Source organism: Actinomadura sp. NPDC048955 (assembly GCF_040649435.1).
GTDB classification, from domain to species: domain Bacteria; phylum Actinomycetota; class Actinomycetes; order Streptosporangiales; family Streptosporangiaceae; genus Spirillospora; species Spirillospora luteofluorescens.
Genome location: NZ_JBEZJI010000038.1, coordinates 61,098 through 86,482 on the forward strand (window position 1 = coordinate 61,098; position 25,385 = coordinate 86,482).

At 73.7% G+C, this 25,385-nt stretch carries 27 protein-coding genes and 1 pseudogene; 11 read left to right on the forward strand and 17 right to left on the reverse strand.

Features of this window, described 5'->3' with window-relative positions; all coding sequences use genetic code 11:
* Positions 1 to 17: 17 nt before the first annotated feature.
* Both AB0C84_RS29865 and AB0C84_RS29870 read right to left on the reverse strand, forming a co-directional pair.
* On the reverse strand, positions 18 to 956 hold the full coding sequence (locus AB0C84_RS29865) for a DUF5996 family protein (protein ID WP_338743577.1): 939 nt from the start codon (positions 954 to 956) through the stop codon (positions 18 to 20).
* Between the two features lie 30 nt (positions 957 to 986).
* The gene (locus AB0C84_RS29870) at positions 987 to 3,482 is read right to left on the reverse strand and encodes a tetratricopeptide repeat protein (RefSeq protein WP_361072994.1); all 2,496 of its coding nucleotides are present in this window, start codon (positions 3,480 to 3,482) and stop codon (positions 987 to 989) included.
* Between the two features lie 182 nt (positions 3,483 to 3,664).
* Between AB0C84_RS29870 and AB0C84_RS29875 the strand changes: the two genes are divergently transcribed.
* From AB0C84_RS29875 to AB0C84_RS29890, 4 genes are all read left to right on the forward strand, one after another.
* Positions 3,665 to 4,120, forward strand: a complete 456-nt coding sequence (locus AB0C84_RS29875; protein WP_179841948.1) for a carboxymuconolactone decarboxylase family protein — start codon at positions 3,665 to 3,667, stop codon at positions 4,118 to 4,120.
* Between the two features lie 47 nt (positions 4,121 to 4,167).
* Positions 4,168 to 4,644, forward strand: a complete 477-nt coding sequence (locus AB0C84_RS29880; RefSeq protein WP_361072997.1) for a DUF1801 domain-containing protein — start codon at positions 4,168 to 4,170, stop codon at positions 4,642 to 4,644.
* 69 nt (positions 4,645 to 4,713) lie between these two features.
* Positions 4,714 to 5,436, forward strand: a complete 723-nt coding sequence (locus AB0C84_RS29885) for an SDR family oxidoreductase (RefSeq protein WP_361073000.1) — start codon at positions 4,714 to 4,716, stop codon at positions 5,434 to 5,436.
* Positions 5,426 to 5,956 (forward strand): MarR family winged helix-turn-helix transcriptional regulator, encoded by a 531-nt coding sequence (locus AB0C84_RS29890; RefSeq protein WP_361073003.1) that lies wholly within the window; start codon positions 5,426 to 5,428, stop codon positions 5,954 to 5,956. Before AB0C84_RS29885 ends, AB0C84_RS29890 begins: the two co-directional genes overlap by 11 nt.
* 18 nt (positions 5,957 to 5,974) lie before the next feature.
* Here the strand turns inward: AB0C84_RS29890 and helR are convergent, their stop codons facing one another.
* From helR to AB0C84_RS29905, 3 genes are all read right to left on the reverse strand, one after another.
* Positions 5,975 to 8,128: an RNA polymerase recycling motor ATPase HelR gene (gene helR, locus AB0C84_RS29895; protein ID WP_361073006.1), complete on the reverse strand. Its 2,154-nt coding sequence runs from the start codon at positions 8,126 to 8,128 to the stop codon at positions 5,975 to 5,977.
* Between the two features lie 161 nt (positions 8,129 to 8,289).
* Positions 8,290 to 8,781 carry a cupin domain-containing protein gene (locus AB0C84_RS29900; protein WP_361073009.1) on the reverse strand — a complete coding sequence of 164 codons (492 nt, stop codon included), beginning with the start codon at positions 8,779 to 8,781 and terminating at the stop codon, positions 8,290 to 8,292.
* A gap of 153 nt (positions 8,782 to 8,934) precedes the next feature.
* On the reverse strand, positions 8,935 to 9,420 hold the full coding sequence (locus AB0C84_RS29905; protein ID WP_361073012.1) for a carboxymuconolactone decarboxylase family protein: 486 nt from the start codon (positions 9,418 to 9,420) through the stop codon (positions 8,935 to 8,937).
* Positions 9,421 to 9,666: 246 nt separating this feature from the next.
* Here AB0C84_RS29905 and AB0C84_RS29910 point away from each other — a divergent pair, with 246 nt between their 5' ends.
* Together AB0C84_RS29910 and AB0C84_RS29915 are read left to right on the forward strand one after the other, a co-directional pair.
* A complete protein-coding gene (locus AB0C84_RS29910) occupies positions 9,667 to 9,831 on the forward strand; it encodes a hypothetical protein (RefSeq protein WP_361073015.1) in 165 nt (54 codons plus the stop codon).
* Positions 9,832 to 9,871: 40 nt separating this feature from the next.
* The gene (locus tag AB0C84_RS29915) at positions 9,872 to 10,270 is read left to right on the forward strand and encodes a nuclear transport factor 2 family protein (protein ID WP_361073018.1); all 399 of its coding nucleotides are present in this window, start codon (positions 9,872 to 9,874) and stop codon (positions 10,268 to 10,270) included.
* Between the two features lie 15 nt (positions 10,271 to 10,285).
* On the opposite strand, the gene AB0C84_RS29920 is transcribed toward AB0C84_RS29915, so the two are convergent.
* Positions 10,286 to 10,792 carry a hypothetical protein gene (locus AB0C84_RS29920; protein ID WP_361073021.1) on the reverse strand — a complete coding sequence of 169 codons (507 nt, stop codon included), beginning with the start codon at positions 10,790 to 10,792 and terminating at the stop codon, positions 10,286 to 10,288.
* 6 nt (positions 10,793 to 10,798) lie between these two features.
* Entirely contained in the window at positions 10,799 to 12,913 is a 2,115-nt protein-coding gene (locus AB0C84_RS29925; protein ID WP_361073024.1) for an MMPL family transporter, read from the reverse strand.
* A gap of 96 nt (positions 12,914 to 13,009) precedes the next feature.
* On the opposite strand from AB0C84_RS29925, the gene AB0C84_RS29930 reads away from it, so the two are divergent.
* Positions 13,010 to 13,504 carry a MarR family winged helix-turn-helix transcriptional regulator gene (locus AB0C84_RS29930; RefSeq protein ID WP_361073027.1) on the forward strand — a complete coding sequence of 165 codons (495 nt, stop codon included), beginning with the start codon at positions 13,010 to 13,012 and terminating at the stop codon, positions 13,502 to 13,504.
* Positions 13,505 to 13,516: 12 nt separating this feature from the next.
* Here AB0C84_RS29930 and AB0C84_RS29935 read toward each other — a convergent pair whose 3' ends face one another.
* Positions 13,517 to 13,915, reverse strand: coding sequence for a VOC family protein (locus AB0C84_RS29935; protein WP_344435142.1), 399 nt, complete (start codon positions 13,913 to 13,915; stop codon positions 13,517 to 13,519).
* A 52-nt stretch (positions 13,916 to 13,967) separates the two neighbouring features.
* Here AB0C84_RS29935 and AB0C84_RS29940 point away from each other — a divergent pair, with 52 nt between their 5' ends.
* Complete coding sequence (locus AB0C84_RS29940) at positions 13,968 to 14,849, forward strand: class I SAM-dependent methyltransferase (RefSeq protein ID WP_361073030.1); 882 nt, start codon at positions 13,968 to 13,970, stop codon at positions 14,847 to 14,849.
* Between the two features lie 114 nt (positions 14,850 to 14,963).
* Here the strand turns inward: AB0C84_RS29940 and AB0C84_RS29945 are convergent, their stop codons facing one another.
* The gene (locus AB0C84_RS29945) at positions 14,964 to 15,713 is read right to left on the reverse strand and encodes a ZIP family zinc transporter (protein ID WP_361073033.1); all 750 of its coding nucleotides are present in this window, start codon (positions 15,711 to 15,713) and stop codon (positions 14,964 to 14,966) included.
* A gap of 234 nt (positions 15,714 to 15,947) precedes the next feature.
* Here AB0C84_RS29945 and AB0C84_RS29950 point away from each other — a divergent pair, with 234 nt between their 5' ends.
* A complete protein-coding gene (locus AB0C84_RS29950) occupies positions 15,948 to 16,622 on the forward strand; it encodes a pentapeptide repeat-containing protein (protein WP_258944280.1) in 675 nt (224 codons plus the stop codon).
* Positions 16,623 to 16,658: 36 nt separating this feature from the next.
* On the opposite strand, the gene AB0C84_RS29955 is transcribed toward AB0C84_RS29950, so the two are convergent.
* Complete coding sequence (locus AB0C84_RS29955) at positions 16,659 to 16,931, reverse strand: metal-sensitive transcriptional regulator (protein WP_361073036.1); 273 nt, start codon at positions 16,929 to 16,931, stop codon at positions 16,659 to 16,661.
* Positions 16,932 to 16,942: 11 nt separating this feature from the next.
* Positions 16,943 to 17,311 carry a thioredoxin gene (gene trxA, locus AB0C84_RS29960; RefSeq protein ID WP_361073039.1) on the reverse strand — a complete coding sequence of 123 codons (369 nt, stop codon included), beginning with the start codon at positions 17,309 to 17,311 and terminating at the stop codon, positions 16,943 to 16,945.
* A 169-nt stretch (positions 17,312 to 17,480) separates the two neighbouring features.
* On the opposite strand from trxA, the gene AB0C84_RS29965 reads away from it, so the two are divergent.
* Positions 17,481 to 17,870: a DUF302 domain-containing protein gene (locus tag AB0C84_RS29965; protein WP_258944282.1), complete on the forward strand. Its 390-nt coding sequence runs from the start codon at positions 17,481 to 17,483 to the stop codon at positions 17,868 to 17,870.
* Between the two features lie 14 nt (positions 17,871 to 17,884).
* On the opposite strand, the gene AB0C84_RS29970 is transcribed toward AB0C84_RS29965, so the two are convergent.
* Positions 17,885 to 18,628, reverse strand: a complete 744-nt coding sequence (locus AB0C84_RS29970; RefSeq protein ID WP_361073042.1) for a cupin domain-containing protein — start codon at positions 18,626 to 18,628, stop codon at positions 17,885 to 17,887.
* A 16-nt stretch (positions 18,629 to 18,644) separates the two neighbouring features.
* Positions 18,645 to 19,211, reverse strand: coding sequence for a TetR/AcrR family transcriptional regulator (locus AB0C84_RS29975; protein ID WP_361073045.1), 567 nt, complete (start codon positions 19,209 to 19,211; stop codon positions 18,645 to 18,647).
* 274 nt (positions 19,212 to 19,485) lie between these two features.
* On the opposite strand from AB0C84_RS29975, the gene AB0C84_RS29980 reads away from it, so the two are divergent.
* Positions 19,486 to 20,727, forward strand: coding sequence for an MFS transporter (locus tag AB0C84_RS29980; RefSeq protein WP_361073048.1), 1,242 nt, complete (start codon positions 19,486 to 19,488; stop codon positions 20,725 to 20,727).
* Here the strand turns inward: AB0C84_RS29980 and AB0C84_RS29985 are convergent.
* The 4 genes and pseudogenes from AB0C84_RS29985 to AB0C84_RS30000 all read right to left on the reverse strand — a co-directional run.
* Complete coding sequence (locus AB0C84_RS29985) at positions 20,648 to 21,232, reverse strand: SPFH domain-containing protein (RefSeq protein ID WP_361073051.1); 585 nt, start codon at positions 21,230 to 21,232, stop codon at positions 20,648 to 20,650. The two genes, AB0C84_RS29980 and AB0C84_RS29985, sit on opposite strands and share 80 nt — an antisense overlap.
* A 140-nt stretch (positions 21,233 to 21,372) precedes the next feature.
* Complete coding sequence (locus AB0C84_RS29990; RefSeq protein WP_361073054.1) at positions 21,373 to 24,084, reverse strand: DUF4118 domain-containing protein; 2,712 nt, start codon at positions 24,082 to 24,084, stop codon at positions 21,373 to 21,375.
* A 19-nt stretch (positions 24,085 to 24,103) separates the two neighbouring features.
* Positions 24,104 to 25,012 carry a potassium-transporting ATPase subunit C gene (locus AB0C84_RS29995; RefSeq protein ID WP_361073057.1) on the reverse strand — a complete coding sequence of 303 codons (909 nt, stop codon included), beginning with the start codon at positions 25,010 to 25,012 and terminating at the stop codon, positions 24,104 to 24,106.
* A 1-nt stretch (position 25,013) separates the two neighbouring features.
* Positions 25,014 to 25,385, reverse strand: a pseudogene (locus AB0C84_RS30000) (potassium-transporting ATPase subunit B); the annotation flags it as partial.

Sequence of the window (25,385 nt, forward strand, 5' to 3'; positions counted from 1 at the left end):
CCGGCGGCGCCCCGGGCTCAGGTGCTCTCGCGGGACTTGTGGTCCCATCGCGCCGGGTCGGCCTCCAGCGCGGCGCGGTCCCATCCTCCGAGGTCGGCAGCCGCCTCGTAGGTGCCCTGGAGGAACTCCAGAAGGGCCCGGTCGGGGTCGGGGGCCTCCCGCACCGCCTCGTACGGAAGCAGGAACTGGCCGTTCTCCCTGCTGTAGAACGCACCGGACGGGCCCACCGGACGGTCGGCGAACCCGGCGGGCTCGGGGTAGGCGTAGGCGTAGAAGGCCCCCTCCTCGCCGCCGCCCGGCCAGAACCCGCAGCTGCTGAGCTCCCGCGAGTAGCCCTCGACCATCACCCAGTCCCCGCAGTTCGGTGCGCCGCCCGGGTGCTCGGGCGCGTCCCGCCCGGAGAAGCGCGTGCAGGCGAGGTCCATGGCGCCCCAGAAGAAGTGCACGGGGCTGACCTTGCCGATGTAGCGGGACCGGAACTCCCCCAGCACGCGCGACGCCTGGAGCAGCTGGTGCCAGAACAGGTGGGCCGCCTCGGGATCGTACGAGGAGTGCTGGTGGTCCTCCTCGAACGGGATCGCCGGGTCGACCTCGTTGGGGCGCGCCTGGATGTGCGTCTCGATCCCCAGTTCGTGCAGGGCCTCCATTGTCCGGGCGTAGAACCGCGACACCGGCATGGGCGCGAGCTCGAACTCCCGGAGGCTGCCGTCCGAGGTGCGCAACCGCAGGCGGTGGTCGACGAAGTCGAACTCGATGTCGAACGCGCCCCCGTCGTACGGGATCGCGGACGTGGTCAGCCCGCGCGGGCTGACGTACAGCGTCACGTTCCACCAGTGGTTCACCAGCGGCGCGTGAGCCAGCCGCACCTTGCCGACGATCTGCGTCCACATGTGCAGCGTGTCGCGCGTCGGCGTCCAGTCGGCGACGCGCAGCCGCGGCCATGCCTGTCGTTCCACCAGAGCCCCCTTCGAACCGGAACACCCGGGTCATGCCCCGGATCCGGCCTCCGCAACAGTGAGGTCCCGCCGGATGGCCTGCCCGGCCGCGCGGTGCTCGGCGGCCGCGGCCGGGTCCGTCGCGTCGAGGACGGCGGCGATCCCCTCCCTGGCCAGCGCCTCGGCGTACCGGTACCCCAGCCTCGGAGCCAGTTCCAGCGCCTGGGTGTGCAGCCGCAGCGCCTCCTCCGGCAGGCCCGCCAGCCGGCACGTCTCGGCATGGCCGTAGAGGAAGTGGATCTTCCAGTGCTCCTCGAACAGCTCGTCCAGGAGGGCGAAGGCGCGGCGGTGCGCGGCCAGCGCCTCCTCGTACCGGCCCGCCTGCCGCAGGGCGACGCCCAGGCAGTTCAGGCACCAGGCCTCGTTGTGCCGGTGCCCGTCCTCGCGGGCCAGCGCGAGCGCCCGCTCCAGGTGCCCCGTCGCCTCGCCGGGCTCGTCGGCGGCGATGGCGACGCCGAGGGTGATCCGGGCCGTCAGCGCGGGAGGCCAGGCGGGGTCGCCGTGCGGGATCTCCAGCACGGCGCGGGCGAGCCGCGCCGCCTCCTCGCGGTGCCCGAGCTGCAGCATCGCCCACGCCTCGTAGGCGGTCGCGTGGGCCGTGCCCGCCGGGCAGCCGGCGTCCTCGTAGAGCCTGCCCGCACGCCGGAAGAGGTCGAGCGGCTCCTCGACGCGGCCCTCGTCCCACTTCAGGTAGCCCCGGCGCATGGTCAGCTCGGCCTCGGTCCTGGCGTTCCCGGCCCGGGACACCAGCGGCCCCGCCGCCTCGTACGCGGCGTCCGCCTCGGCCATCCGTCCCGCGTTGTAGCGGGCGAAGCCGAGGTCGCTGTGCGCCTCGGCCAGCTGCAGCGGGTCGTCCAGCCTCCGCGCGGCGGCCAGCGAGCGCTCGAAGAGGACGTTGAGGTGCGTCGTGCCGCAGCGCCGCGCGAAGAAGGCCCGCATGTGGCGGGGCAGCTCGCACACGTGCGCGTCGGCCCCGGCGGCGACCGCCGCCTCGAAGACGGCCATCAGGTTGGTGTACTCGGTGGCGAACCAGAGCAGCGCCGCGTGCTTGCCGGCGAACTCGGGCAGGTCGGCCGGCGGCGGGCCCGCCGCGACCTCCGGGCCGGGGGCCAGGTACGACACCGCGGCGTCCGCGGCGGCCGCCGCGTGCACGTAGTAGTCGAGGACCCGGCCGAGCGCCTGCTCCCGCTCGGCGGCCGGGTCGTGCTCGGCGGCGGCGCGGCGCGCGTGCTGGCGCACCAGGTCGTGCAGCCGGTAGCGGCCGGCCGCCGGCTGCTGGACGAGGTGCGCGTCGAGGAGGTCCTCCAGCATCGCCCGGGCGTCGCGCACCGGCACGCCGGCCAGCGCCGCCGCCACGTGCTCGTCGAAGGTCGAGCCGGGGACCAGCCCCAGCAGCCGGAAGAAGCGGCGCCGGCCGCGGTCCAGCTGCCGCACGGACATCGCGAACGCCGTGTCGAACTCCGTGGCGCCCTCGGCCATCCGCTCGACGAGGATCCCCACGGTCCAGCCCGGCCGGTGCCGCAGCCGCGCCGCCGCCAGCCGCAGCGCCAGCGGCAGGTGGCCGCAGCGCCGCAGCACCTCGGCGGCGGCCTCGGGCTCGCGGGCCAGCCGGCCGCCGGACCCGCCCGGGTCGCCGCTGGCGCGGGCCAGCAGCTCGGCGCCCTCCCGCGGCGTCAGCACGTCCAGCGACACCGGGGGCACCTCCTCCAGGCCCAGCAGCCGGTTGCGGCTGGTGATCAGCGCGACGGACGGGCCGGCGCCGGGCAGCAGCGGGCGGACCTGGTCGGCGTCCACGGCGTTGTCGAGGACCACGACGGCGCGCCGGTGCGCCAGCTCCGACCGCCAGCAGGCGGCCAGCGGCTCGATGCCGCCCTCCTGCGGGATCCTCTCCGACGGCACGTCCAGGGCGGCGAGGAGGGTCCGCAGCGCGGGGTCGGGGTCGAGCGGTTCCCGCCCGGCGGTGAAGCCGTGCAGGTCGACGTAGAGCTGGGCGTCGGGGAAGCCGGCGGCGAGCCGGTGCGCGGCGTGCACCGCCAGGCACGTCTTGCCGACGCCCGCCATGCCGTCCACGGCGACCACACGGCCGGCGTCCACCGCGGCGAGCACGGCCCTGAGCTCGGCCTCGCGTCCGGTGAAGTCGGGGACGTCGCGCGGCAGGTCGTTGCGGGGCGGGCGCGGCGCCCCGGCGGGCGGCGCCGGGGGGTGGACCTGGCGGCTGGTCTTCGGCGGCGCGGGCAGCGGGCTGGAGGCCCGCTCCCAGAGGGGGCGCAGCGGGCGGGGGTCGCGCTTGAGCAGGCGGCAGAGCGCGATCACCGCCGTCCAGGGCGGCACCGTCTGGCCGCTGAGGTAGCGCGACAGCGACGACGAGCTGAGCCCGGCGTCCCGCGCGAGGGCCCGGACGCCGCGTCCGGACACCTCCTGAAGCATGCGCAGCCGGGCCGCGAGCTCGCCCTGCGGGTCGGCCTTCTCCGCCCGATGCTGTTGCACGACCACCGTTCCCCCGCCTTCCGTCCCACCGCGGCGGCACAACTGCGGGGGGCGTCTTCGCTGCTCAAGGCCGTTGCGACTGTCCCACGGTGTCCCACCGGCGTCGTCATCGTAGGCCGCGGAGGCTGTGATTGGGTCATGCCCCCGAGGGAACGGGGCGCGACCACAGAGGAGAAACGCAGATGCAGTCCCGTATGAAGAACCCCGCCATGGTCCTGTCCGGCGCGATGCAGCCCATCCAGGAGCTGTTCAAGGCCGTGCACTCCGGCGGCGTCTCCGAGGAGACCCTGGAGCTGGTGCACCTGCGGGTCAGCCAGATCAACGGTTGCAGCGCCTGCGTGGACGCCGGCGCCAAGACGGCCCGCAAGGCCGGGGTGACCGACGAGCGGCTGGCCACCGTCGCCGCCTGGCGGGAGGCCCCGTACTTCACCGAGGAGGAGCGGGCGGCGCTGGCGCTGGCCGAGGCCGCGACGCGGCTGGCCGACCGCGCCGACGCCGTGAGCGACGAGGTCTGGGACACCGCCGCCACCTACTTCGACGAGAAGGAGCTGGCCGCGATCGTCCTGATGATCGGCGTCACCAACCTGTTCAACCGGCTCAACGCCACGACCCGGCAGATCGCCGGCGCGTGGGGCTGAGCCCGCCCCGTCCAGGAACGACCATCACCGACCAGGAGGATCCCACCATGAGCGACACGAAGAAGACCGGCAAGAGCACCACGGCGCCCGGCGAGAAGTTCGACGGCTTCACCGCCGAGGAGCGGGCCGCGATGAAGGACCACGCCCAGGAGCTGAAGAAGGCCGCGCGCCGTGCCCCGGGCAGGGCCAAGGCCGACGGCGAGAGCGACGTCCGCTCCAAGATCGCCGAGATGGACGAGGCGGACCGCGCCATCGCCGAGCGGGTGCACGAGATCGTCCGGGCCGCCGCGCCGGACCTCGTGCCGCGGCTCTGGTACGGCCAGCCCGCGTACTCCAAGGACGGCAAGGTGCTCTGCTTCTTCCAGGCCAAGGCGAAGTTCAAGACGAGGTACGCGACCCTCGGGTTCAGCGACGTCGCGGCCCTCGACGACGGCGCCATGTGGCCGACCTCCTTCGCCCTGCCGGAGCTGGACGCCGAGGGCGAGGCCCGGATCGCCGAGCTGGTGAGGCGAGCCGCGGGCTGAGGGCGCGCCGGGCGGCGCCCGGGTCTCCTGCTAGGCTGAATTTAGACCTAAACTCAAGGAGGCTTCGACATGGCGCGCACGATCGTGGTCAGCGGCGGCGGCACCGGCATCGGCAAAGCGGTGGCGGCGCGCTTCGCGGCCGATGGTGACCAGGTGGTCGTCATCGGCCGCCGCGCGGAGGTGCTGGAGAGGGCGGCCGGGGAGATCGGGGGCACGGCGCTGCCGGCGGATCTGGGAGACCCGGCCGAGGTCGAGCGCGTCCGCGCCGAACTGGCCGAGCGCTTCGGCTCCGTCGACGTGCTGGTCAACAACGCGGGCGGCAACGCCGACAACCACGGCGGGCCCGCCGGCGTCGCGGAGCGGTGGACGAGCAACTTCCGCATCAACGTCCTGACGTCGGTCCTGCCGACCGAGGCGTTCCGCGACCTGCTGAACCCGTCCGGGGCGGTCGTGTTCGTCTCGTCGATCGCGGCCCTGCGCGGCTCGGGCGGCTCGTCCTACGGCCCGATGAAGGCGGCCCTGCACCCCTACGCCTGCGATCTCGCCGCCGCCCTCGGGCCCCGCGGCGTCACCGTCAACGTCGTCGCCCCGGGCTACATCGAGGACACCGAGTTCTTCGGCGACGCGATGAGCGACGAGCGGCGCGCGGCGCAGATCGCGCAGACCCACACCGGGCGGGCCGGGACGCCGGGGGACGTCGCCGAGACCGTGCACTGGCTCGCCTCGCCCGGCGCCCGTCACGTCACCGCGCAGATCATCCAGGTCAACGGAGGGGCCGAGCGTGGCCGCTGAGCCGCCCCGCGACGGCGCCGACGCCATCCAGGACGCCTGGCGGCGCGAACTGCCGGGCGTCCCGGTGGAGTCGATCGGGGTCGTCACCCGGATCTGGTGGGCCGCCAAGATCTTCGGCGACGAGCGCCGCCGCCTCCTGGCGGGGCAGGGGGTGGACGTCGCGACGCTGGACCTGCTGTCCACGCTGCGCCGCTCCGGCCCGCCGTACCGGATGAGCCCGGGCGAGCTGGCCGAGGCCTGCATGGTGACGCGCGGGGCGATCACCCAGCGCGTGGAGCGGGCCGCCGGGGCCGGGCTGGTCGAGCGGACCACCGTCGGCTCCGGCTACCACGCGCGCGCGGTCACCCTCACCGGGGAGGGCCGCGCCCTGCTCGACCGCGTCGTCGCCGACCTGCTCGCGGCCGAGGACCGCCTCATCGGCCACCTCGCCCCCGACCGCCGCGAGCAACTCGCCGGCCTGCTGCGCGAACTGCTCGCCGGCCTCGACGCACCGAGCTGGATGGGCCAGGTCGGGGACTGACCCTCGGGCCCGGCGGGCTCAGGCGCCCGTGAGGACGACGAGCTCCTGGGTCGCCCGGGTCATCGCGACATAGCGGTCGACCGCTCCTTCGACGCCGTCGCCGAACCGGTCCGGGTCGATGAGCACGACGAGGTCGAACTCCATCCCCTTGGCCAGCTCCGGGGTCAGGGACCGGACGCGGGGCCGCCCCGGGAACGCGGGATCGCCGATGACGCAGGCGACCCCGTCGTCGTGCGCGGCGAGCCAGGCGTCGAGGATCCGGTCCAGGTCCGCGACCGGTCCGTGGACGACGGGGACGCCGGTGGACCGGACCGACGCCGGCACGTTGGCGTCCGGGAGCGCGGCCCGGATGACCGGCTCGGCCTCCGCCATGATCTCCTCCGGCGTCCGGTAGTTGACGCTGAGCGAGGCCAGGTCGATCCGGTCGAGCCCGACCCGTTCGAGCCGTTCCCGCCACGACTCGGTGAAGCCGTGCCGGGCCTGCGCGCGGTCCCCGACGATCGTGAAGCTCCGGGACGGGCACCGCAGCAGCAGCGTCTGCCACTCCGCGTCGGTCAGCTCCTGCGCCTCGTCCACGACGACGTGCGCGAACGGGCCGGCGAGCAGGTCGGGGTCGGCGGCGCTCAGCGCGCTCTCGTCGACGAGGGCGTCGTGGAAGTCCTCGCCGCGCAGCATCGTCACCAGCCCCGTCCCGTACTCGTCATCGGCCACCTCGATGAGGTCGTCCACGACCTGTCCCATGCGCTCGCGCTCGGCGGCGACGGCGGCCTCGTGGCGCCGCCTGCGCAGCGACGCCTCCGGGTCGCCGAGGCGCTGCCGCGCCGCGTCCAGGAGCGGCAGGTCCGACACCGTCCAGGCCTGGGCGTCCTCACGCCGCAGCCGGCGGATCTCGTCCGCGCCGAGCCAGGGGGCGCACAGCCGCAGGTAGGCGGGCACCGACCACAGGTCCCCGACGAGGTCGGCCGCCTCGATCAGCGGCCACGCCCGGTTGAAGGCGGTGCGCAGCTCCCGGTCCTGCCGGAGCGACCGGCGCAGCAGGTCGGGCGACGCCTCGCCCTCGTGCTTGTCCGCGAGGATCGTGACCAGCTCCTCCCAGATCCGGTCGCGCGCCTCGTTGTGCGGCGTGCCGGGTTCCGGCGCCTGGAACGCCTCGGCCCAGTCTGCGGGGCTCAGCCAGACGTCGCCCCAGTGCGAGGTGACCTCCATCCCCTCGGTGGGCGGGTTCTCGTAGAAGGCGACCGCCTTCTCGATCGCCTTCACCATGTCGGCGGACGACTTCAGCCGGGCCACCTCCGGGTCGGTCTCGACCTCCGCCCCGGCCCCTTCGGCGACGAGGTCGCGCAGGGTGCAGATCTGCACGCCCTCCTCCCCGAGGCTGGGAAGCACGTCGGACACGTAGGCCAGGTAGGGCTGGTGCGGGCCGACGAACAGCACGCCGCCCCGGTGGTGGCCCAGGCGGGGGTCGGAGTAGAGGAGGTAGGCGGAGCGGTGCAGGGCGACGACCGTCTTGCCCGTCCCCGGGCCGCCGTCGACGACGAGGGCGCCGCGCGATCCCGCGCGGATGATCGCGTCCTGGTCGGCCTGGATGGTGCCGAGCACGTCGCGCATCCGGTCCGACCGGTCGCTCCCCAGGCTCGCGATGAACGCGGACTGGTCGTCCAGCGCCGCGTGCCCGGCGAACCCGTCCGCGGTGAACACCTCGTCCCAGTAGTCGCCGATCCGTCCGCGGGTCCAGCGGTACCTGCGGCGGCTCGCCAGCCCCATCGGGTCGGCGTGGGTCGCCCCGAAGAACGGTTCGGCGGCGGGCGAGCGCCAGTCGAGCAGCAGCCGGCGGCCCGTGCCGTCGGTGAGGCCGAGGCGTCCGATGTACACGGGCTCGGAGCCGTCCGCGCCGACCATGCGCCCGAGGCAGAGGTCCAGGCCGAAGCGGCGCAGCGTGCGCAGGCGGGCGGCCAGCCGGTGGATCTCCATGTCCCGGTCCATGGCCCCCTGCCCGATCCCGCCCGGCGCCCGGCGCTCGGCCTCGAGGCGGTCGGACAGGTCGGCGATCGTCTGGTCCAGGCTCTCCGCGATGGCCGCGAAATGCCGCTCGTCGCGCTCGATCAGCGCCGGGTCGGCCTTGGAGGACAGGCGCCCGGGGAGGTCGAACACGCTGGCGGTCAAAGGATTCACGTATCGGCTCCGGCTCGTGGTCGATGGCTGTGGTTCCGGTTCGGCCGCCGATTCTGCGGCACGACCGGGGTCTTGCCGCAAGCCCCCCGGTGCGCTATACGTTGAGAGTGGCGGGGAGAGTTCTCGTGCCCTCCGCCTCCCCCAGGTTCACGGCCGCCCGCTCACACCATGTACTGGTCGTGGCGGTGGTAAAGGTCGGTCCACTCCTGCTCGCTGAGCCGCCGCCCGCTCTCCACGATCTCGGCCAGTTCCTCGAAGTAGGCCTCGCGGGGAGCGCCGGGGGCGAACAGGACCAGCATCGAAGCCGCCCCTCGCGGGTTGTCGAACGCGTGGATCCCGCCCGGCGGGACGAAGAGGAAGTCTCCCGGCGAGGCTTCGACCCAGCGGTCCCCGTCGTAGAGGGCGACGGCGCCGGACAGGACGAAGAACGACTCCGACATCGTCCTGTGGAAGTGCGCGCCCGCGCCGCGGCCGGGTTCGGCTCCCATGTCCCACCGGTACAGCCCGTACTGCCCGCCCGTGGACTCGCCCGTGGCCAGGTAGTGCACCTTCGAGCGCGTACCGATCAGCAGGTCGGGTGCGGCGTCGCCCTTCCGCAACGTGCCGCTGACCTCGCCCGTGTCCCCGTGGAAGAGCTCTTTCGGGTACGACATTCCGGCCTCCTCGTCGATTGTCCCGCCCCATCGTGGCGTCCGGCCATGACATTCGTCCGGGGACCCCTCAGCGCCGGCCCGTTCGCTCGTGGCCCCACGCCGGACGTGCCCGGGAACGGAGTGTTCCCGGGCACGTCCCGCGCGATCCGCCGGTCAGTTCTCCAGGGCGGCGAACATGCCGGGCTCGTAGGAGCCGCCCTGGTTGCGCGGGATCACTCCCAGCCGGTTGGCCGCGTTGATCATGGCCACCAGGTAGACCAGCGCGGCGATCTGGTCGTCGTCGAAGTGCTCGCGCACCCGGGCCCACGTGGCGTCCGAGACGCCCTGGTGGGCGTCGGCGAGCCGGGTTCCCTCCTCGGCCAGCGCCAGCGCGGCCCGCTCGGGCTCGGTGAAGACGGTCGACTCGCGCCAGGCGGCGACCAGGTGCAGCCGGACCGCGGTCTCCCCGGCGGCCGCGGCGTCCTTGGTGTGGAGGTCCACGCACCAGCCGCAGCCGTTGATCTGGCTGGCGCGCAGCATCACCAGCTCCTGGAGGTCGCGGGGCAGCGACGACTGCTGGATCGCCACGCTGACGGCGGCGAAGCGCTTGCCCACCTTGGCGGCGAACTCGTTGGTCATCAGGTTCAGACTGGGTTCCATGCCTTGCTCCTAGCCTGCTGGTGTGCGCGCCGCGCGGACCGTCCCGCGCGGCGTCCTGACGCCCATGGAGATGCCGGTGCCCCGTCCCGCGTGACAGCGCGGGCACTGTGACGTACGCCACCGGCCGGGCCCCGGTCCGGGCGCGGGGCTTGCCCGTGGTGGTCGTTAGAGCCGGGTGTGGCCGGGTAGCCGTATGCGGAGGCCGGAGGATCCGGCGACTGCATCCGACACCGAGGGGGCGCGGAGTTGACCACGCCGGAGGAGAACGCTCCGAAGACGGAGGACACCGACCGGGCGGAGCCCGGCAAGGACCGGGAGCCGCGACCGGACGTGCGCACGGAACTGGGCGCCGAGCTCGAGGACAAGATGGCGGAGAAGGGCCTGTCGCGCGACGACTTCTCCGAGTCCTGAGGCGCGCGGGCGGCCGGCACGGATGCGACGGGAGGACCTTGTGATCGGCGCGTTGTACGAGCGGTGGCTGCTGGAGATGTGGGCCGGGGACTTCGGGCTCGCCCGCGACCTGGTCACGCCGGACTTCGTCGGGCACTGGCCGGGGCATGACGTGCACGGCGCCGACGAGCTGATCGACGTCCTGCGGCAGGGCCACGCGCCTTTCGAGGGCGTCACGGTGACGCTGGACGTGGGCCCCATCGTGGACGGTGACCAGGTCGCCGCCCGTTGGACGTTCGGCGGACGGTACAAGGGCGGCGTGCCGGGAGCGACCGCTCCGGAGGGCACGGACGTCTCCTTCGAAGGCCACGACGTCCTGCGCGCCGAAGGCGGCCGGTTCGCGGAGTACTGGGTGATCTCCGACGTCCGGGCACTCGACCGCGCGCTCGGGATGGAGTGATCTCCCCCGAACTCGTTACTCGGGCAGTGGCTGGAGGGTCGGGTCGCAGAGGCGGCAGCCCAGCATGCCCTGGTAGATGCCGTGTTCCGGGCAGCGCTCCAGCTGCTCGGGAGGCGGCGGGACGGTCCAGTCGGGTCGCGGCGCCGACGCCCTCACCGGGACGGGCCCGGGCCAGCCGTCCACCATCGCCCGGTATCGGCGCAGGTGGTCGTGCGCGAAAGGCGGCTGGTAGGCGAGGAGGTCCCAGCCGTGACATGTCATCGCCAGGTCGACGGCGCGCAGCAGGAAAGCCTTCTCCGCCGGCCAGGTCGCCGTCCACGGAAGCTCGTTCAGATCGAACCCGTCCGTGCCGCGGCCGATGCGATGCCCGTCCGCGAAGAGCAGCACGAGATTGCTCTCCCACGCGGATACGGCGAGGGCGCACCCGGCGAGAGTGAGCACGTCGAAGAAGACGTCGGTGCCGCCATTGGACAGGTACAGGTCACCCTCGGACGTCCCCAGGGCCCCGAAGGTGTTGCCCATGCCTCGTCACCTGTCTCTCGGGGTGGAGGGGACGGCCTCGGCGTCCTGCGGGTCGTGGGAGAAGCGGGCGGGCCACCATACCTTGGGGCCGATCATCCGGACGAGCGCCGGGACCAGCAGGGACCGCACGACGAGCGTGTCCAGCAGCACGCCGAACGCGACGATGAACGCGATCTGCGCCAGGAACGACAGCGGGATGACGACCAGGGCGGCGAACGTGGCGGCCAGGACGACCCCCGCCGAGGTGATGACGCCGCCGGTCGCCGTCAGGCCGCGGAGCACGCCCTCCCGCACGCCCCAGCGCCGCGTCTCCTCCCGCACCCGTGACATGAGGAAGATGTTGTAGTCGACGCCGAGCGCGACCAGGAACACGAACCCGTAGAGCGGAACGGAGGCGTCCAGGCCGGTGAAGCCGAACAGATGGCGGAACACCAGGGCCGCGACGCCGAGCGTGGCGACGTAGTTCAGCGCGACGGTCGCGATGAGCAGGACGGGCAGCGGCAGCGAGCGCAGCAGCACCACCAGGATGACCAGGATGATCGCCAGGACGACCGGGATGATGACGGTCCGGTCGTGGGCGGCGGTGTCCTGGGTGTCGACCTGCTGGGCGGTGTAGCCCCCGACCTTCGCGTCCGCCCCGGGGACGCCGTGCACGGCGGTGCGCAGGCGCTTGAGGGCGGCCTTCGCGGCGTCGCTGTCTGCGGCCGCCTTCAGCGTCGCGTCGATCCGGACCCGCCCGTCCACGACCTTCGGCGGGCCGCCCGGGCGGCCCGACGCGCCGGCGGGCGCGGCGCCCGCGACGCCGTCGGTGCGTGACGCGGCATCGGTCACGGCCTTGACCTGCGCCGCGTTGGCGATGATGACCGCCGGCTGGCCGGAGCCGCCGGGGAAGTGCTCGGAGAGCGTCCGCTGCGCGGCGACCGAGGGCGCGTCGTTGATGAACGTCTCGTCCAGCGGGACGCCGTGGGCGCGCAGCCCCGGGGCGAACGCGGCGCAGGCGATGAGGGCGATGCCCGTCGCGGCGACGACGCGGCGCGGGTGCAGGTCGACCAGGCGGGCGACGCGGGCCCACAGGCCCCTTCCCCCGTGGGCGCCCTCGGCCGGGGGCCTCGGCCTCGCGGGCCAGAACGCGGCCCGTCCGAGCACGACGAGGACCGCCGGGAGGAACGTCAGCGCGCTGAGGACGGCGCAGGCGATGCCGATCGCGCCGACCGGCCCGAGGGCGCGGTTGTTGGTGAGGTTGCTGAGCAGCAGCGCGAGCAGGCCGAGCGCGACGGTGGCGCCGCTGGCGACGATCGCGCCGAACGATCCGCGCACCGCCGCCCACCCGGCGGCGAAGCGGTCCCGGCCCGCGGCCGTCTCCTCCCGGAAGCGGGCCGCCAGCAGCAGCGCGTAGTCGGTGGCGGCGCCGATGACCAGGATCGACAGGATGCCCTGGACCTGGCCGTCGACCCGGACGACGTCGGCTTTGGCCAGCGCGTAGACCACCGCGCACGCCAGGCCCAGCGCGAACACCGCCCCGAGGATGATCACGAGCGGGAGCAGGAAGCTGCGGTAGACCAGCAGCAGGATGACCAGGACGGTGACGAGCGCGACGCCCAGCAGCAGCCCGTCGATGCCGGCGAAGGCGTCCGACAGGTCGGCCTGGGTGGCGGCCGGCCCGCTGATCTGCGCCTTCGTCCCGGGAACGGTCTCGGCGGACGCACGGACCCGGTCGAGCACGGCCGGCAGTTCGTCTCCGAGGTCGGGCCTGAGCGGGACGACGCCCTCGAGCGCCCGGCCGTCGTCCGAGCGGAGGGCCGGGGACGGCGTCCCGAGGGTGCCGGGCGCGCCGCGCAGACCGGCGAGCGCACGGGTCGCCGCGTCGCGCTGGGCGTCGGAGACCTGGCCGTTCACCGTCCACACGACGATGGCGGGCACGGTCTCCTTCTCCGCGAAGGCCTGCTGCTCCCGCAGGACCTGGGTGGACTCGGCGCTGCGCGGCAGGAAGGCCGCCTGGTCGTTGGTGGAGACCTCGCCTAGCTTCCCGGCGTAGGGGCCGAAGGCACCGCCGATCGCGAGCCATATCAGAAGCAGAACTGCTGGTATCGCCCAGCGGACGGGGCGTGAGGGTTTCGGCATCGGTTCCTCCCAGCGAGTTCGACCTGCCGCGGCCATACCCACAAATACCTCACTCATTAACTATCTCAATGATTGAGTTAATGTAATCTGATCGGCATGGCCGAGGGAGTGGAGGAGACGGAGGGCCCCGCCGGCCTCCGGTCGTTCGCCGTCGAGCTGCGCCGGATGAACGCCGAGTTCAACCGGATCGCGCACGAGTTCGCCCATGCGAGCGGCCTGCATCCCACCGACGTCCAGGCCCTGGTCACGATCATGGACGCGCCGCTGCGCACCCCCGGCCGGCCGATGACCCCGGGGCGGCTGCGCGAGGAGCTGAACGTCACCTCCGGCGCGGTCACCGCCTGCCTCGACCGCCTCGAACGGCTCGGCCACATCACCCGGACGCGCGACCCCGCCGACCGGCGGGTCGTCCATCTGCGCTACGAGCCGTCCGCGATGACCATGGGCCGCGCGTACTTCCGCCCGCTGGCGGAGAGCACCGAGGCGGCGCGGGCCGGCTTCACCGAAGAGGAACTGCGCCTCGTCCTGCGCTTCCTGCGCGCGATGAACGAGGAGCTGTCGGCCCTGCGCACCCGCGGTTCCGGTCGTTAGGGCCGTGACGCGCTAGGCGGGGCCGAGCAGGTCCCAGCGGTTGCCGGCCAGATCGAGGAAGACGGCGAGGCGTCCGTAGGGTTCGGTGCGGGGCGGGGAGACGAACTCGACGCCCGCGGCCGTCATGCGGGCGTGAGCGGCGTCGAAGTCCTCCACCCGCAGGAAGAACCCCACGCGCCCGGCGGCCTGGTTCCCGACCACGGCGGCCTGGTGCGGGCCGTCCGCGCGGGCGAGCAGGACGCCCGTCTCGGCGCCCGGCGGCCGGACGACCACCCACCGCTTGGGACGGCCGTCGTTGGTGAGCGAAGGCGAGTCCTCCACCAGGTCGAACCCGAGGGCGCCGGTGAAGAACTCGATGGCGTCGTCGTAGTCGTCCACGACGATCGTGATGAGATCGAGCCGCACCATCATGAGGGTACGGTGCGCCGCGATCGCGCGGCCGAGGAACGGAGGGACATCCGGCATGGACAAGACGGAGGGCAGCCGCACCGCCGTGCTCGTCTGCCAGGCCCGGGCCGTGGCTCACGGCCGCCTGGCCCCCGACCGGTTCGCCGATCCCACCGCGTCGGCGCTTCTGCGACCGGACGAGCTGGCCGCCGTCGAGCGGGTCCGCTCGGGACAGCCCCCCGAGGGCTGGGGCCCCCGGATGGAGTACGAGTTCCTGCGGGCGACGGCCGAAGGCCTGGTGCCGCGCACGGTCGCCATCGACGACGCCGTCAGGGAGCGCACCAGCCCGCAGGTCGTGATCCTGGGCGCCGGCCTGGACGGACGGGCCTGGCGGATGCCCGAGCTGGCCGGGACCGCCGTGTTCGAGGTCGACCACCCCCGTTCCCAGGAGGACAAGCGGCAGCGCGCCGCGGGCCTCTCGTCGCCCGCCGGGGAGGTCGCCTTCGTACCCGTCGACTTCACGGCCGACAGTCTCGGCGACTCCCTGAAGGCGGCCGGCCATCGGGCCGGCCTGCCGACCACCTGGATCTGGGAGGGCGTGGTCCCCTACCTGACCCGCGCCGAGGTGGCGGCCACGGTGCGGGACCTCACCGGGGCCTCCGCGCCGGGGAGCCGCCTCGTCGTCAACTACCAGTCACCGTCGCCGGTCGCCTCGCTCGGCCGGCTGCTGGCTCGCGCGATGAGGCGGCTGTCCCGGCGGCCCGACCCGATGGCGCACGAACCCTGGAAGTCCGCCTGGACGCCGGCGGCGATGCGCGAGCTGCTGACCGGGCAGGGCTTCGCGGTGGCCGGCGACACCGACCTGCTCACCCTGGCCGGGGCGCTCGCGATGCCCGTCCGCAGCCGCCGGTCTCTCGGATCCGGCCGCGTCCTGGTGGCCGACCGCCAGGCCGGGTGACACGAGGACGGCCCGTGGCGCTGAAGGAGGTGTCGGCGTGCCGGTCGCGTGGCCCGCCGGCATGGTCCCCGCCTCCCGACACCGCCGGTCAACGAGGCGGGGCCCGCCCGCCGGTCAGGCGTGGGACAGGGCGAACGCCGCCAGGAACCCCACGACCATGATCAGACCGGTGAGCAGGTGGGTGTCCTCGTAGGCCTCGGGGATCATCGTGTCGGCGATCATGGTGAGGATGGCCCCGCCGGCCAGCGCGGTGATGCCGGCCAGGACGTCGTCCGGAGCGTCGCCGAGCACCGTGTACCCCATGATCGCCGCCAGGGCGCTGATCAGCGCGATCCCGCTCCACAGCCCGAAGACGTAGCCGCGGCCGCGCCCCGCGCGGCGCATCCCCGAGGCGCTGGAGAGTCCCTCGGGGACGTTGCTGATGAACACCGCGACCACGGTGACGAGGCTGACCGCGCCGCCGCCCAGCAGGCTCGTGCCGATCACGATGGACTCGGGCACGCCGTCCAGCAGCGCGCCCAGCGCGATGGCGCTCCCCGATCCGGGCCGCTGCTCCTCCGACGGCTGCTGCCCGCCCGAGCGCTTGCGGTGCCGGGCGCCCTTCCAGGCCAGGAGGGCGTTGGCGCCGGCGTAGAGCACCGCGCCGGTCACCGCGCCGATCGCCGTCGGGGTCAGCCCGCCCCGCTCGTTCGCCTCGGCGATCAGGTCGAACGACACCGCCGACACCAGGACACCGCTGCCGAACGCCATCACGCTCGCCACGATCCGGGCCGGGACGGGCACGAGGAATCCGGCCAGGGCCCCCATCACCAGCGCCGACCCGGCCAGCAGGCCCCATCCTCCGGCCTGCAACGCTCCCTGCACGGCACTTCCTTCCGGCCACGACCCCCACGCGACGGCCGATGGGCCGCCGCGGCGACTACCCGTGGGCGTACTCGTCGACGTCCAGTTCGGCTGGCGACATCTGCGTCGATTTCGCGGTGAAGTACGCGTACTGGGAGATCCGCACGCGGGCACCCTATACCGGCGCCCGGCGCCTCCCCCGTCCCCCTTCATGACGATGCGGGCCGCGGGCCGCCTGCTAGTAGGGTCGGCCGCATGCCCGCCTCTTCCCCGGTGAGAGAGCCCAAGCCTCCCCAGATCCCTCGCGGGCTCACGCCCGCCGGGAAGGTCGAGCGGCACGTCCGGCACGACGGCAAGTACCTGTCGCTGGACTACGGCGCGGACACCCTGTCCATGGACGACCCGGACGGCGTCGAGGACGTCGAGTTCGAGCGCTGCCGGTTCACCCGGACCGTCTTCTCCGAGCTGGTCCTGCATCGGGCCGGGTTCGCCGACTGCGCGTTCGGCGACGCCGACCTGGCGAACCTGCGGGCGTTCAACTCGCGGATGTTCAACGTGCGGATCATGAACGCGCGGATGACCGGGATGCGGCTCGGCGAGAGCGGTCTGCGGGACGTGCTGGTCGAGGGGTGCCGCGCCGACCTCACCGGCTTCAGGTACGCGCGCCTGCGGGACGTCGTCTTCCGCGACTGCAACCTGGCCGAGGCCACGTTCCAGGCCGCCGAGATGACCGACGTCCGGTTCGAGAACTGCCGACTCGGCGGCGCCCAGTTCTCGGGGGCGAAGATGAGATCGGTCCGGTTCCGCGGCTGCGACCTGCGCGGCGTCGCCGGCCTGAGTTCCTTCCAGGGGGCGATCGTCGCGAGCGGCGACGCGATGAGCCTGCTGGACGCGTTCGCCGCGGAGCTCGGCATCACCATCGAGGACTGACCGGCCGCCGGGAGGGCCCCGTCCGGCGGGCCGGTCTCATGCGAGCGTGAGGAACAGCCTCTCCAGCAGCGCGCGGTCCGCGGCGGCCTGCGCGGTGCCCGCCCTCTCCGGGACGGCGCACCGTTCCAGCCCGGTTGCGATGATCTTGAAGCCGGCCCGGTCCAGGGCCCGGGAGACGGCGGCCAGCTGGGTGACCAGCTCGGCGCAGTCCCGTCCTTCCTCGATCATCCTGATGACGCCGCCGATCTGGCCCTGCGCCCGCCTCAGCCGCAGCGCGACGTCGTCGAGCGCGTCCCTGTCCAGTTCCATCCCGCTCCCCCTCACGCGCTGCGCTCGCGCTCGGCGGCCTGGCGCCGCACGTCGTCCAGGTCGACCGCGCGGGCGCCGTCGATCAGCTTCTCCAGCTCCTGTTCGGGGAGCGCGCCCGGCTGGGCGTACAGCACCACGTTCTCCCGAATGATCATCAGGGTGGGGATCGAGGTGATGCCGAACGCGCCGGCCAGCTCCGGCTGGGCCTCGGTGTCGACCTTGCCGAACACGATGCCGTCGTGGCGCTCGGACACCCGCTCGTACACCGGCCCGAAGAAGCGGCACGGCCCGCACCAGCTCGCCCAGAAGTCGATGAGGATCATGTCGTTGCCGTCGAGGACCTCGTCGAAGTTCTCGCGCGTCAGCTCTGTCGTCGCCATCACGGCCTCCCATCCTGGGGCGGATACCCCTACGGGTATAAGAACCCGCGCCTGAGAAGGCGTATTCCAGGGTCGATACCGCTCCGGCATATACGGGTAGGGGTATCTGGCGGCGCCTCGATGCGTCAGCCGAGGTCCGGCGGGGAAGGCACCTCTGAGGGGGAGCATCATGGGTTACGCGATCAGCGTCCGGCTGCACCGGCCGTTCGGCGAGACCGTCGAGCAGGTGCGCGCGGTCCTGAAGGACCAGGGCTTCGGCGTGCTGACCGAGATCGACGTGCGGGGCACCCTGCGCGAGAAGCTCGGTGAGACGATGGAGGACTACCTCATCCTGGGAGCCTGCAACCCGCGGCTCGCGCACCGGGCACTCGGCGTCGACCGGAGGATCGGCCTGCTGCTGCCCTGCAACGTCGTCGTGCGCGCCGACGGTGAGGAGACCGTCGTGGAGGCGCTGGACCCGCAGGTCATGGTCTCGGTCAGCGACCGCCGCGACCTCGGGCCCGTCGCCGACGAGGCGGCGGAGCGGCTCGCCGCCGCGTTGCGGCGGCTGGACGCCTGACCCCGCCGCCGCGCTCAGCGGCCGGGGAACTCGATCTCGGCGGCCTCACCGGCGCCGAGCAGGAAGTAGCCGAGGAACGTCACACCGTCCGCCTCGGCGTCGAAGCGTGCGACGCGGGCGCCCTCGGGCTCGTGGAACACCTCGCCGGGGCCGAGGACGACCGCCGCTTCGCCCTCGATCTGGTAGACGGCCGACCCGGTCTCGATGCTGCCGAAGACCGGTCCGTTGTGCACGTGCAGCCCGGCCGCCTGGCGGGGCGCGATGGCGATGCGGCGGACCTCGACCCGGTGCGTGCCGCGGGGTGGCGACAGCGGCTGGTCGAGCAGCACCGTGCGGGTGATCGGCGGGACGTCCTCCGCACGGCCCCCGTGGTACTCCTCGTCATCGACCGGCTCCCCGGCCTCGGCGGAAGTCCCGTCGTCCGGCACCGGCTCGATGGCCAGATGCGCCATGGGACGGTCGGGAGCGGCGCCGTGCCAGTGCCATTCACCGGGCGCGATGTGCACGGTGTCTCCGGCGCGGATGGTCTCGACCGGCCCGCCGCGACGCTGGACGCGCCCGGTGCCTTCGGTGACGACCAGCACCTGCCCGAGCGGATGCCGGTGCCACACGGTGCGGCTTCCAGGCGCGAAGCGGACACTGTCGACCTGTGCGCCCGCCCCTCCCCCGGCTTCGGCCACCGGCGCGATCCAGGCGTCACCGGTGAACCACGCGGACGGAGCGGCGGCGCCACCAAGGGGTTCGTGGGATATCTGCATGCCGTTTCTCCGATGGTCAGCTGACGGTGCGCGCGTTCAGCAGAGCGAGGATTCCTGCGATCGCCTGGTCGAAGGGTTCCGGGGCGCCGGCCGCGCGAGCGAGGACGTAGCCGCCCTGAAGCGTGGCGACGATCGCGGCCGCGGTGGAGGCGGGGTCCACCGAAGGCTCCAGCTCTCGGCGCTCCACCCCCTCCTGGACCACCGCCGCGAGCCGGGCGCGCAGCCAGGCGAAGGTCTCCTCGACGGGCTCGCGCAGCGCGGGCGTGCCGATGACGTCGGGGTCCTGCGTGAGCCTTCCGACGGGGCAGCCCCGCAGAACGTCCCGCTCCCTGCGCAGGTAGGCGGCGATGCGTTCGACGGCCGCCCCCGGCCCGGACAACTGCGCGTCGACAGCGGCGCGCATCTCCTCGGCGGTGCGGCCGATGGCGGCGCGGGCGAGTTCCTCCTTGCCCGCGAAGTGGTGGTACATGCTGCCCTGGCCGGCCTCGGCCCGCTGCTGGATCGTCTTGGGGCTGGTCCCCACGTACCCGCGCTCCCAGAGAAGCTCCCGCGCGCTCTCCACCAGCCGTTCCCTCGCACTCATGCCACGAGTGTACATACCAATAGGTACAGCCCGGTGTTCCGCGTGGGCGGCCAGGCGTCGCCTACGTCCCGGAGGGCTCCTCAGTCCGCCCCGACCGCCTTGCGCGTGGATCGGCCGGAGACGATGTCGTCGGCCAGCGGCATCACCACGGCGGCGATCTCGGCGATGGTCGCCGGGACCATGACGTCGTGAACCCGCCAGACCTGGGCCGGCGCCCCCTGTTGAGTGGGCGGACGCGACCACTCCCCTCACAGGACGGAATTCGATGCCAACCGTGACCGCTTCGGCCGACGGCCCTCCCACCTCGGCCCGGCCGGGCCCGCACCACTGGCCGGCGGTGCTCTCGGTGATGATGGGGATCTTCGCGATCGTCACCACCGAGATCCTCCCGATCGGGCTGCTGACGTCCATCGGCTCCGGCTTCACCGTCTCCGACGGGACGGCCGGGCTGATGATGACCATGCCCGGCTACCTGGCGGCGGCCGCCGCGCCCGCGGTCACCGTCGCGACGGCGCGGATCGACCGGCGGCTCATGCTGTGCGCCTGCATGTTCCTGCTGGCGGCGGCGAACTTCATCGCCGCGGCCGCCCCGGCGTACTGGGCGGTGCTCGTCTCACGCGTCCTCGTCGGAGTGGTCATCGGCGGCTTCTGGTCGATCGGCGCTGGCCTCGCCGACCGGCTCGTCCCCGCACGGTCGGCGCGCCGGGCGACGGCGGTCGTCTTCTCGGCCGTCCCGCTGGGATCGGTCCTCGGCGTGCCGCTGGGGACGCTGATCGGCGACCTCGCGGGCTGGCGGACCAGCTTCGCGGTCATGGGCCTGCTGTCCGTGGCGGTGCTCATCGCGCTCGCCGTGCTCGTCCCCCCGCTGCCCGCGGAGGGGGCCGCCCGCCTCACAGCGCTGCGCGGCATGATGCGGAGCCGCGGCACCCGGCACGCGCTCCTGGTGACCGTCCTGGTCGTCCTCGCGCACTTCGGCGCCTACACCTACGTCACACCCTTCCTGGAACGGGTGACGCATGTGCCCCCAGGGCTGATCACGGTGTTCCTGCTGGCCTACGGTGCCGCGGGCATCCTGGGCAACTTCCTGGCCGGTACGGCTCTGGCCCGCCATCCGCACGCCACCTTCGGCGCGGCCGGAGGTCTGATCGCCTTCGCCACCCTGGCGCTTCCTCTTCTGGGGCGTTGGGACGTGGGCGTCATCGCACTGCTCGTTCTGTGGGGCGTCGGCTACGGCGCCGTCCCGGTCTGTTCGCAGGCCTGGTTCGCCAGAGCGGCCCCGCACTCCCCGGAGGCGGCGTCCGTGCTGTTCACGGCCTCGTTCCAGGCGACGCTGTCGACCGGCGCCCTGGTCGGCGGAGCCGTCATGGACCGCACCTCCCCATCGACGATCATGGCGCTGGGCGGAGCCACCGCGGTCGTCATGGTGATGGCCGTGGTCAGCGGGCGGCCTCGCCGGTCAGCCAGCGCCGCAGGGCCGGGAGGGGGACGTCGGCCCGGACGACCTCCAGCGCGGTGACCTTCAGGCCCCACTCGGCGACGGCGGCGTCCAGGTCGGCGGCCAGGGGGTGCGTCCGCCCCGGGAGCAGGTCGCCCAGCTCGTTCAGGTGCCGCTCCGCCACGTGGCGGCGCAGGCGGCCCTCCGCGAGGACGCTGATCGCCGCCGCCTCCGGCACCGGCCGCAGCGCGTGGCGGGCCGGATCGGACACCGAGATCAGGGCCACGGCCCTCAACCTCAGGAGCACACCGTCGCGGGTGGGGGCCTCCAGCCATAGGTCGAGGGGACCCCATCTCAGGGGGACGCGCACCCCGCGATCGATTCCCGGCACCACCAGCGTCCGGCCGGGTCCCCGCACCGCGGGAGGCCCGCCGAGGCGGGAGACCACCAGGCGCTCCCCTTCGGGCACCACCCGGAGCGACGCGATGACCAGCACCGCGATCAGGACGAGGCAGGCCAGGAGGGCCAGCGACGTCCACGTGAGGAAGCCGGGAAGCAACTCGCCCCGGTGGGAGCCCCTGGTCATGAGTCCTCCCCTGCCGGTCCGGCACGCGGGCCGGCACCTCGACGGCGACCTGTTCCTCCACCATGACCGCTGCGCGGCCGCCCGGCCATCCGGTACGACCACCAATTCGGCGGGGCCCCGCCCTGTAGTGGCGGCGCCGGTCAGTCCCGCCGGGGGCGCTCCGATGGGGGCGGGCGGTCCTTGCCGTGGCCGATGCGGTCGCGCCACGCGGCGACCCGGTCGATGATCAGCGGGTCGGCGAGGTCGGACTCCGGGACGTCCCCCGCCGCGGCCGCGGGCGCCTCCGCGGACGGCCGCGGCGGGCGGGTCGGCATGGTGAGGACCATGGTCAGGCCGCCGCCCGGCGTCTCCTCGGCGGTGAGATCGCCGTCCATGGCCTCGGCCAGGCCGCGGGCGAGGGCCAGGTCGACGCCGGCCTCGTCGTCCCGGCCGCCGAGGCGCTGGAGCGGCGGGAAGAGGCGGTCGCGGGCGGCGGGCCGGATGCCGGGCCCGCGGTCGATGACGCGGATCTCCAGGCGGTCGCCGAGAGCGCTGGCGGTGACGAGGACGGGAGCGCCCGGCGGGTTGAAGCGGACGGCGTTGGCGATGACGTTGGCCAGGACGCGTCGCAGCAGGGCGGGGTCGGCGACCATCGCGGGCAGGCCCTCGGGGATGCGGAGCTCGACGGCCTCCCGGTCGTTCTCGCCGACGGCGCGGGGGACGGCCTCCTCGGCCGCGACCCGGCGCGGGGACATGCCGAGCGAGCCCGACTGCAGGCGGCTCATGTCCAGCAGGTCGGCCACCAGGTGGTCGAGCCGGGCCAGGGAGTCGGCGGCCGTGGCGGCCAGCGCGTCGTGGCGCTCGCCGGTCCGGGCCGCGCCGGGGACGCGCAGGCTCTCGACGGCGGCCCTGGCGGAGGCGAGCGGGGCGCGCAGGTCGCGGCTGACGGTGGTGAGCAGCGCGGTGCGCATCTCCTCGGCGGCCTCCAGCGGCCGGACCTGGCGCGCCGTCTCGGCGAGCCGCCGGTGGTGCAGCGCGACGGCGGCCTGGGCGGCGAACGCCTCCAGGACGCGGCGGTCCGAGGCGGGCAGGGTCCGTCCCCGCAGGACGAGGGACAGCGCGCCGTCCTCGACGAGGATGCCGGACTCCCCCGCGTCCGGGCTGGTGCAGGGCTCGCCGCCGGTGCTGGCGACGACGCCCCAGCAGTCCGGGTCGCGGAGGCTGTCGGGGGTCACCGGCGCGTCGGGGTCGCGCTCCAGCAGCGTGACGGTGGTCAGCGCGTAGGTCTCGCGGAGCCGTTCGAGGATGCCGCCGAGCGCGTCGTAGGGACGCCCCCGCGCGGTGACCGCGCCGTGCTCGCCGCGCAGGATGTCGCCCGCGAGGGTGGACAGCACCTCCGCGTCGGCGCGGGCGCCGGCCGCCTCTCTGCCGCGGCGGGCGGTGACGTCCACGATCGTGCTGACCGTCACGCCGACCACCACGAAGACGGCGAGCTGGAGCAGCCCCTCGGGCCGGGCGACGGTGAACTCCCCGGTCGGCGGGGTGAAGAAGTAGTTCAGCAGCAGGGAACCGCCGATCGCGGCGAACAGCGCGGGATACAGCCCGCCCAGCAGCGCCACCCCGACCACCGCGGCCTGGAAGAGCAGGATGTCGCTGGCCAGCGGCACCTGCCGGCGCATCTGCACCAGCAGGACGGTCAGCAGCGGCAGCCCGGCCGCGGCGAGCGCGAACCCGGCGCCGCGGCGGACGGCCGGGAGCCCCGCCGCCCGCAGCGCCCTCCAGCGGCGCCCCTGCCCGATCTCCTCGTGCGTGACGAGGTGCACGTCGATGGTGCCGGACCGCGCCGTCGTCAGGACGCCGACGCCCGGCGAGAACAGTTGCGCGATCTTTCCGCGCCGGGACGCGCCGAGGACGAGCTGCGTGGCGTTGACGCCCCGGGCGAAGTCCAGCAGCGCGTCCGGCACGTTCGCGCCGACGACCTGGTGGTAGCTGCCGCCGAGGCTCTCCACCAGGGCGCGCTGCCGGGTCAGGTTCGCCGGGCTCACGCCGGCCAGCCCGTCGCTGCGGGCGACGTGGACGGCCAGCAGGTCGGCGCCCTTGGTGCGGTCGGCGATGCGGGCGGCGCGGCGGACCAGGGTGTCGCCCTCCGGTCCGCCGGTGAGCGCCACGACGACGCGTTCGCGCGCCTCCCACGTCCCGGCGATGCCGTGGTCGGCGCGGTAGCGGTCGAGCTGGTCGTCGACCTTGTCGGCCAGCCACAGCAGCGCCAGCTCGCGCAGGGCGATGAGGTTCCCGGCCCGGAAGTAGTTGCCGAGCGCGGCGTCGATCCTCTCGGGCGGGTAGATGTTGCCGTGCGCCATCCTGCGGCGCAGCGCCTCGGGCGTCATGTCGACGAGTTCGACCTGGTCGGCGCGGCGGACGACCTCGTCCGGGACGGTCTCGCGCTGCGGCACGCCGGTGATCTGCTCGACGACGTCGTTCACCGACTCCAGATGCTGGATGTTGACGTTGGTGACGACGTCGATGCCGGCGTCCAGGATCCGCTCGATGTCCTGCCAGCGCTTGGCGTGGCGGGAGCCGGGCACGTTGGTGTGGGCCAGCTCGTCGATGAGCGCGACCTGCGGGCGCCGGGCGATGACGGCGTCGGTGTCCATCTCGGTGAAGTCGGCGCCGCGGTAGGAGACGGTCGCGCGCGGGACGACCTCCAGCCCCTCCAGCAGCGCGGCGGTGCGGGGCCGGCCGTGGGTCTCCACGAAGCCGGCCACCACGTCGGTTCCGCGCCCGGCGCGGCGGCCGCCTTCGGCGAGCATCGCGTAGGTCTTGCCCACGCCGGGCGCCGAGCCCAGGTAGACGCGCAACCTGCCGCGCCCCATCACACCTCCAGTCGCCGGGTCAGCCGCGGACCGGGTACCTCCGGTCCAGGGCGATGTTCAGCTTCAGGACGTTGACCCGTGGCTCGCCCATGAAGCCGAGGTCGCGGCCGTCGGTGCCGTCCTCGACCAGCCGCTTCACCTGGCCGGGGGCGACGCCGCGGGCTCTGGCGACCCGGCCGGTCTGGAGGGCGGCGTAGGCGGGCGAGATGTGCGGGTCCAGGCCGCTGCCGCCGGCGGTGACCGCGTCGGCCGGGACGACCGGATCGGCGGGGGCGCCGCCCCTGACGGGGACCACCAGGCCGGCGGCGTAGTCCTCACCGGGCCTGGCCAGGCGTACGGGAACACCCTTGTAGGCGGCGATGAACGGTGCCTTCACCACGCCCTGCTCCTCGTTCAGGCTGACCACCCCGGTCGGGTGCGGGACCGTGCCGTCGGCGGCGCGGCGCCCGAACACCGCCAGCACCGCTCCGACCCCGCCCGGGGTGCAGAACGGGCGCGCCCCGCTGACGCCTTCGAGGTCGCCGACGGCCTTGCTGCGCGAGCAGACCCGGGTGAGCAGGCTCTGCCCGCCGCTCTCCCCCGCCGTGGCCGCCTTCGGGCCGGGCAGGGTGTCCACGATGTCCTCCGGACCCAGGTTACTCGCGGCCGTCGAGGTCGGGTCGTAGCCGTTCCCGGCCTCGGAGGGACGGCTCTGGAAGTACTGCCTGAGCGGGGCGCCGTTCTTGCCGGTGAACGACTGGCCGATCAGTGCGCTGCCGACCGTCCGGCCGTGCGGGGAGACGGTCGAGCCGTCGGCGCGGCTTCTGAGGCCGGGCACCTGCGCGACCGCGAACACGGCGAGCGGGTAGGCGACGCCGCACACGACCGTCAGCACGAGGAGGGCGCGCAGCGCGGCCAGGTGCTGCCGGACCCAGGTCGGATATGACATGTCACGACATCCCTGGAAGTAGACGGATGACGAGGTCGATGATCTTGATGCCGACGAACGGGGCGGCGATCCCGCCGAGGCCGTAGACGCCGAGGTTGCGCGACAGCAGCCGGGAGGCGCTGCTCGGCCGGTACTTGACACCGCGCAGCGCCAGCGGGATCAGCGCGACGATGACCAGCGCGTTGAACACCACGGCCGACAGGATCGCCGACTGCGGGCTGGGCAGCCGCATGATGTTGAGCGCCTCCAGCCCCGGGTACAGGCCGGCGAACATCGCGGGGATGATCGCGAAGTACTTGGCGATGTCGTTGGCGATGGAGAACGTCGTCAGCGCGCCGCGCGTGATCAGCAACTGCTTGCCGATCTTCACGAT

Excerpts from the sequence above, each read along its gene's own strand:
- AB0C84_RS29985 (WP_361073051.1), bottom strand. The coding sequence starts at position 21,232 with ATGACCAGGGGCTCCCACCGGGGCGAGTTGCTTCCCGGCTTCCTCACG.
- AB0C84_RS29900 (WP_361073009.1), bottom strand. The coding sequence starts at position 8,781 with ATGTCGTACCCGAAAGAGCTCTTCCACGGGGACACGGGCGAGGTCAGC.
- AB0C84_RS29970 (WP_361073042.1), bottom strand. The coding sequence starts at position 18,628 with ATGCAGATATCCCACGAACCCCTTGGTGGCGCCGCCGCTCCGTCCGCG.
- AB0C84_RS29950 (WP_258944280.1), top strand. The coding sequence starts at position 15,948 with ATGCCCGCCTCTTCCCCGGTGAGAGAGCCCAAGCCTCCCCAGATCCCT.
- trxA (WP_361073039.1), bottom strand. The coding sequence starts at position 17,311 with ATGGCGACGACAGAGCTGACGCGCGAGAACTTCGACGAGGTCCTCGAC.
- AB0C84_RS29880 (WP_361072997.1), top strand. The coding sequence starts at position 4,168 with ATGAGCGACACGAAGAAGACCGGCAAGAGCACCACGGCGCCCGGCGAG.
- AB0C84_RS29920 (WP_361073021.1), bottom strand. The coding sequence starts at position 10,792 with ATGGGCAACACCTTCGGGGCCCTGGGGACGTCCGAGGGTGACCTGTAC.
- AB0C84_RS29940 (WP_361073030.1), top strand. The coding sequence starts at position 13,968 with ATGGACAAGACGGAGGGCAGCCGCACCGCCGTGCTCGTCTGCCAGGCC.
- AB0C84_RS29975 (WP_361073045.1), bottom strand. The coding sequence starts at position 19,211 with ATGAGTGCGAGGGAACGGCTGGTGGAGAGCGCGCGGGAGCTTCTCTGG.
- AB0C84_RS29905 (WP_361073012.1), bottom strand. The coding sequence starts at position 9,420 with ATGGAACCCAGTCTGAACCTGATGACCAACGAGTTCGCCGCCAAGGTG.
- AB0C84_RS29990 (WP_361073054.1), bottom strand. The coding sequence starts at position 24,084 with ATGGGGCGCGGCAGGTTGCGCGTCTACCTGGGCTCGGCGCCCGGCGTG.
- AB0C84_RS29925 (WP_361073024.1), bottom strand. The coding sequence starts at position 12,913 with ATGCCGAAACCCTCACGCCCCGTCCGCTGGGCGATACCAGCAGTTCTG.
- AB0C84_RS29935 (WP_344435142.1), bottom strand. The coding sequence starts at position 13,915 with ATGATGGTGCGGCTCGATCTCATCACGATCGTCGTGGACGACTACGAC.
- AB0C84_RS29930 (WP_361073027.1), top strand. The coding sequence starts at position 13,010 with ATGGCCGAGGGAGTGGAGGAGACGGAGGGCCCCGCCGGCCTCCGGTCG.
- AB0C84_RS29885 (WP_361073000.1), top strand. The coding sequence starts at position 4,714 with ATGGCGCGCACGATCGTGGTCAGCGGCGGCGGCACCGGCATCGGCAAA.
- AB0C84_RS29995 (WP_361073057.1), bottom strand. The coding sequence starts at position 25,012 with ATGTCATATCCGACCTGGGTCCGGCAGCACCTGGCCGCGCTGCGCGCC.
- AB0C84_RS29955 (WP_361073036.1), bottom strand. The coding sequence starts at position 16,931 with ATGGAACTGGACAGGGACGCGCTCGACGACGTCGCGCTGCGGCTGAGG.
- AB0C84_RS29965 (WP_258944282.1), top strand. The coding sequence starts at position 17,481 with ATGGGTTACGCGATCAGCGTCCGGCTGCACCGGCCGTTCGGCGAGACC.
- AB0C84_RS29875 (WP_179841948.1), top strand. The coding sequence starts at position 3,665 with ATGCAGTCCCGTATGAAGAACCCCGCCATGGTCCTGTCCGGCGCGATG.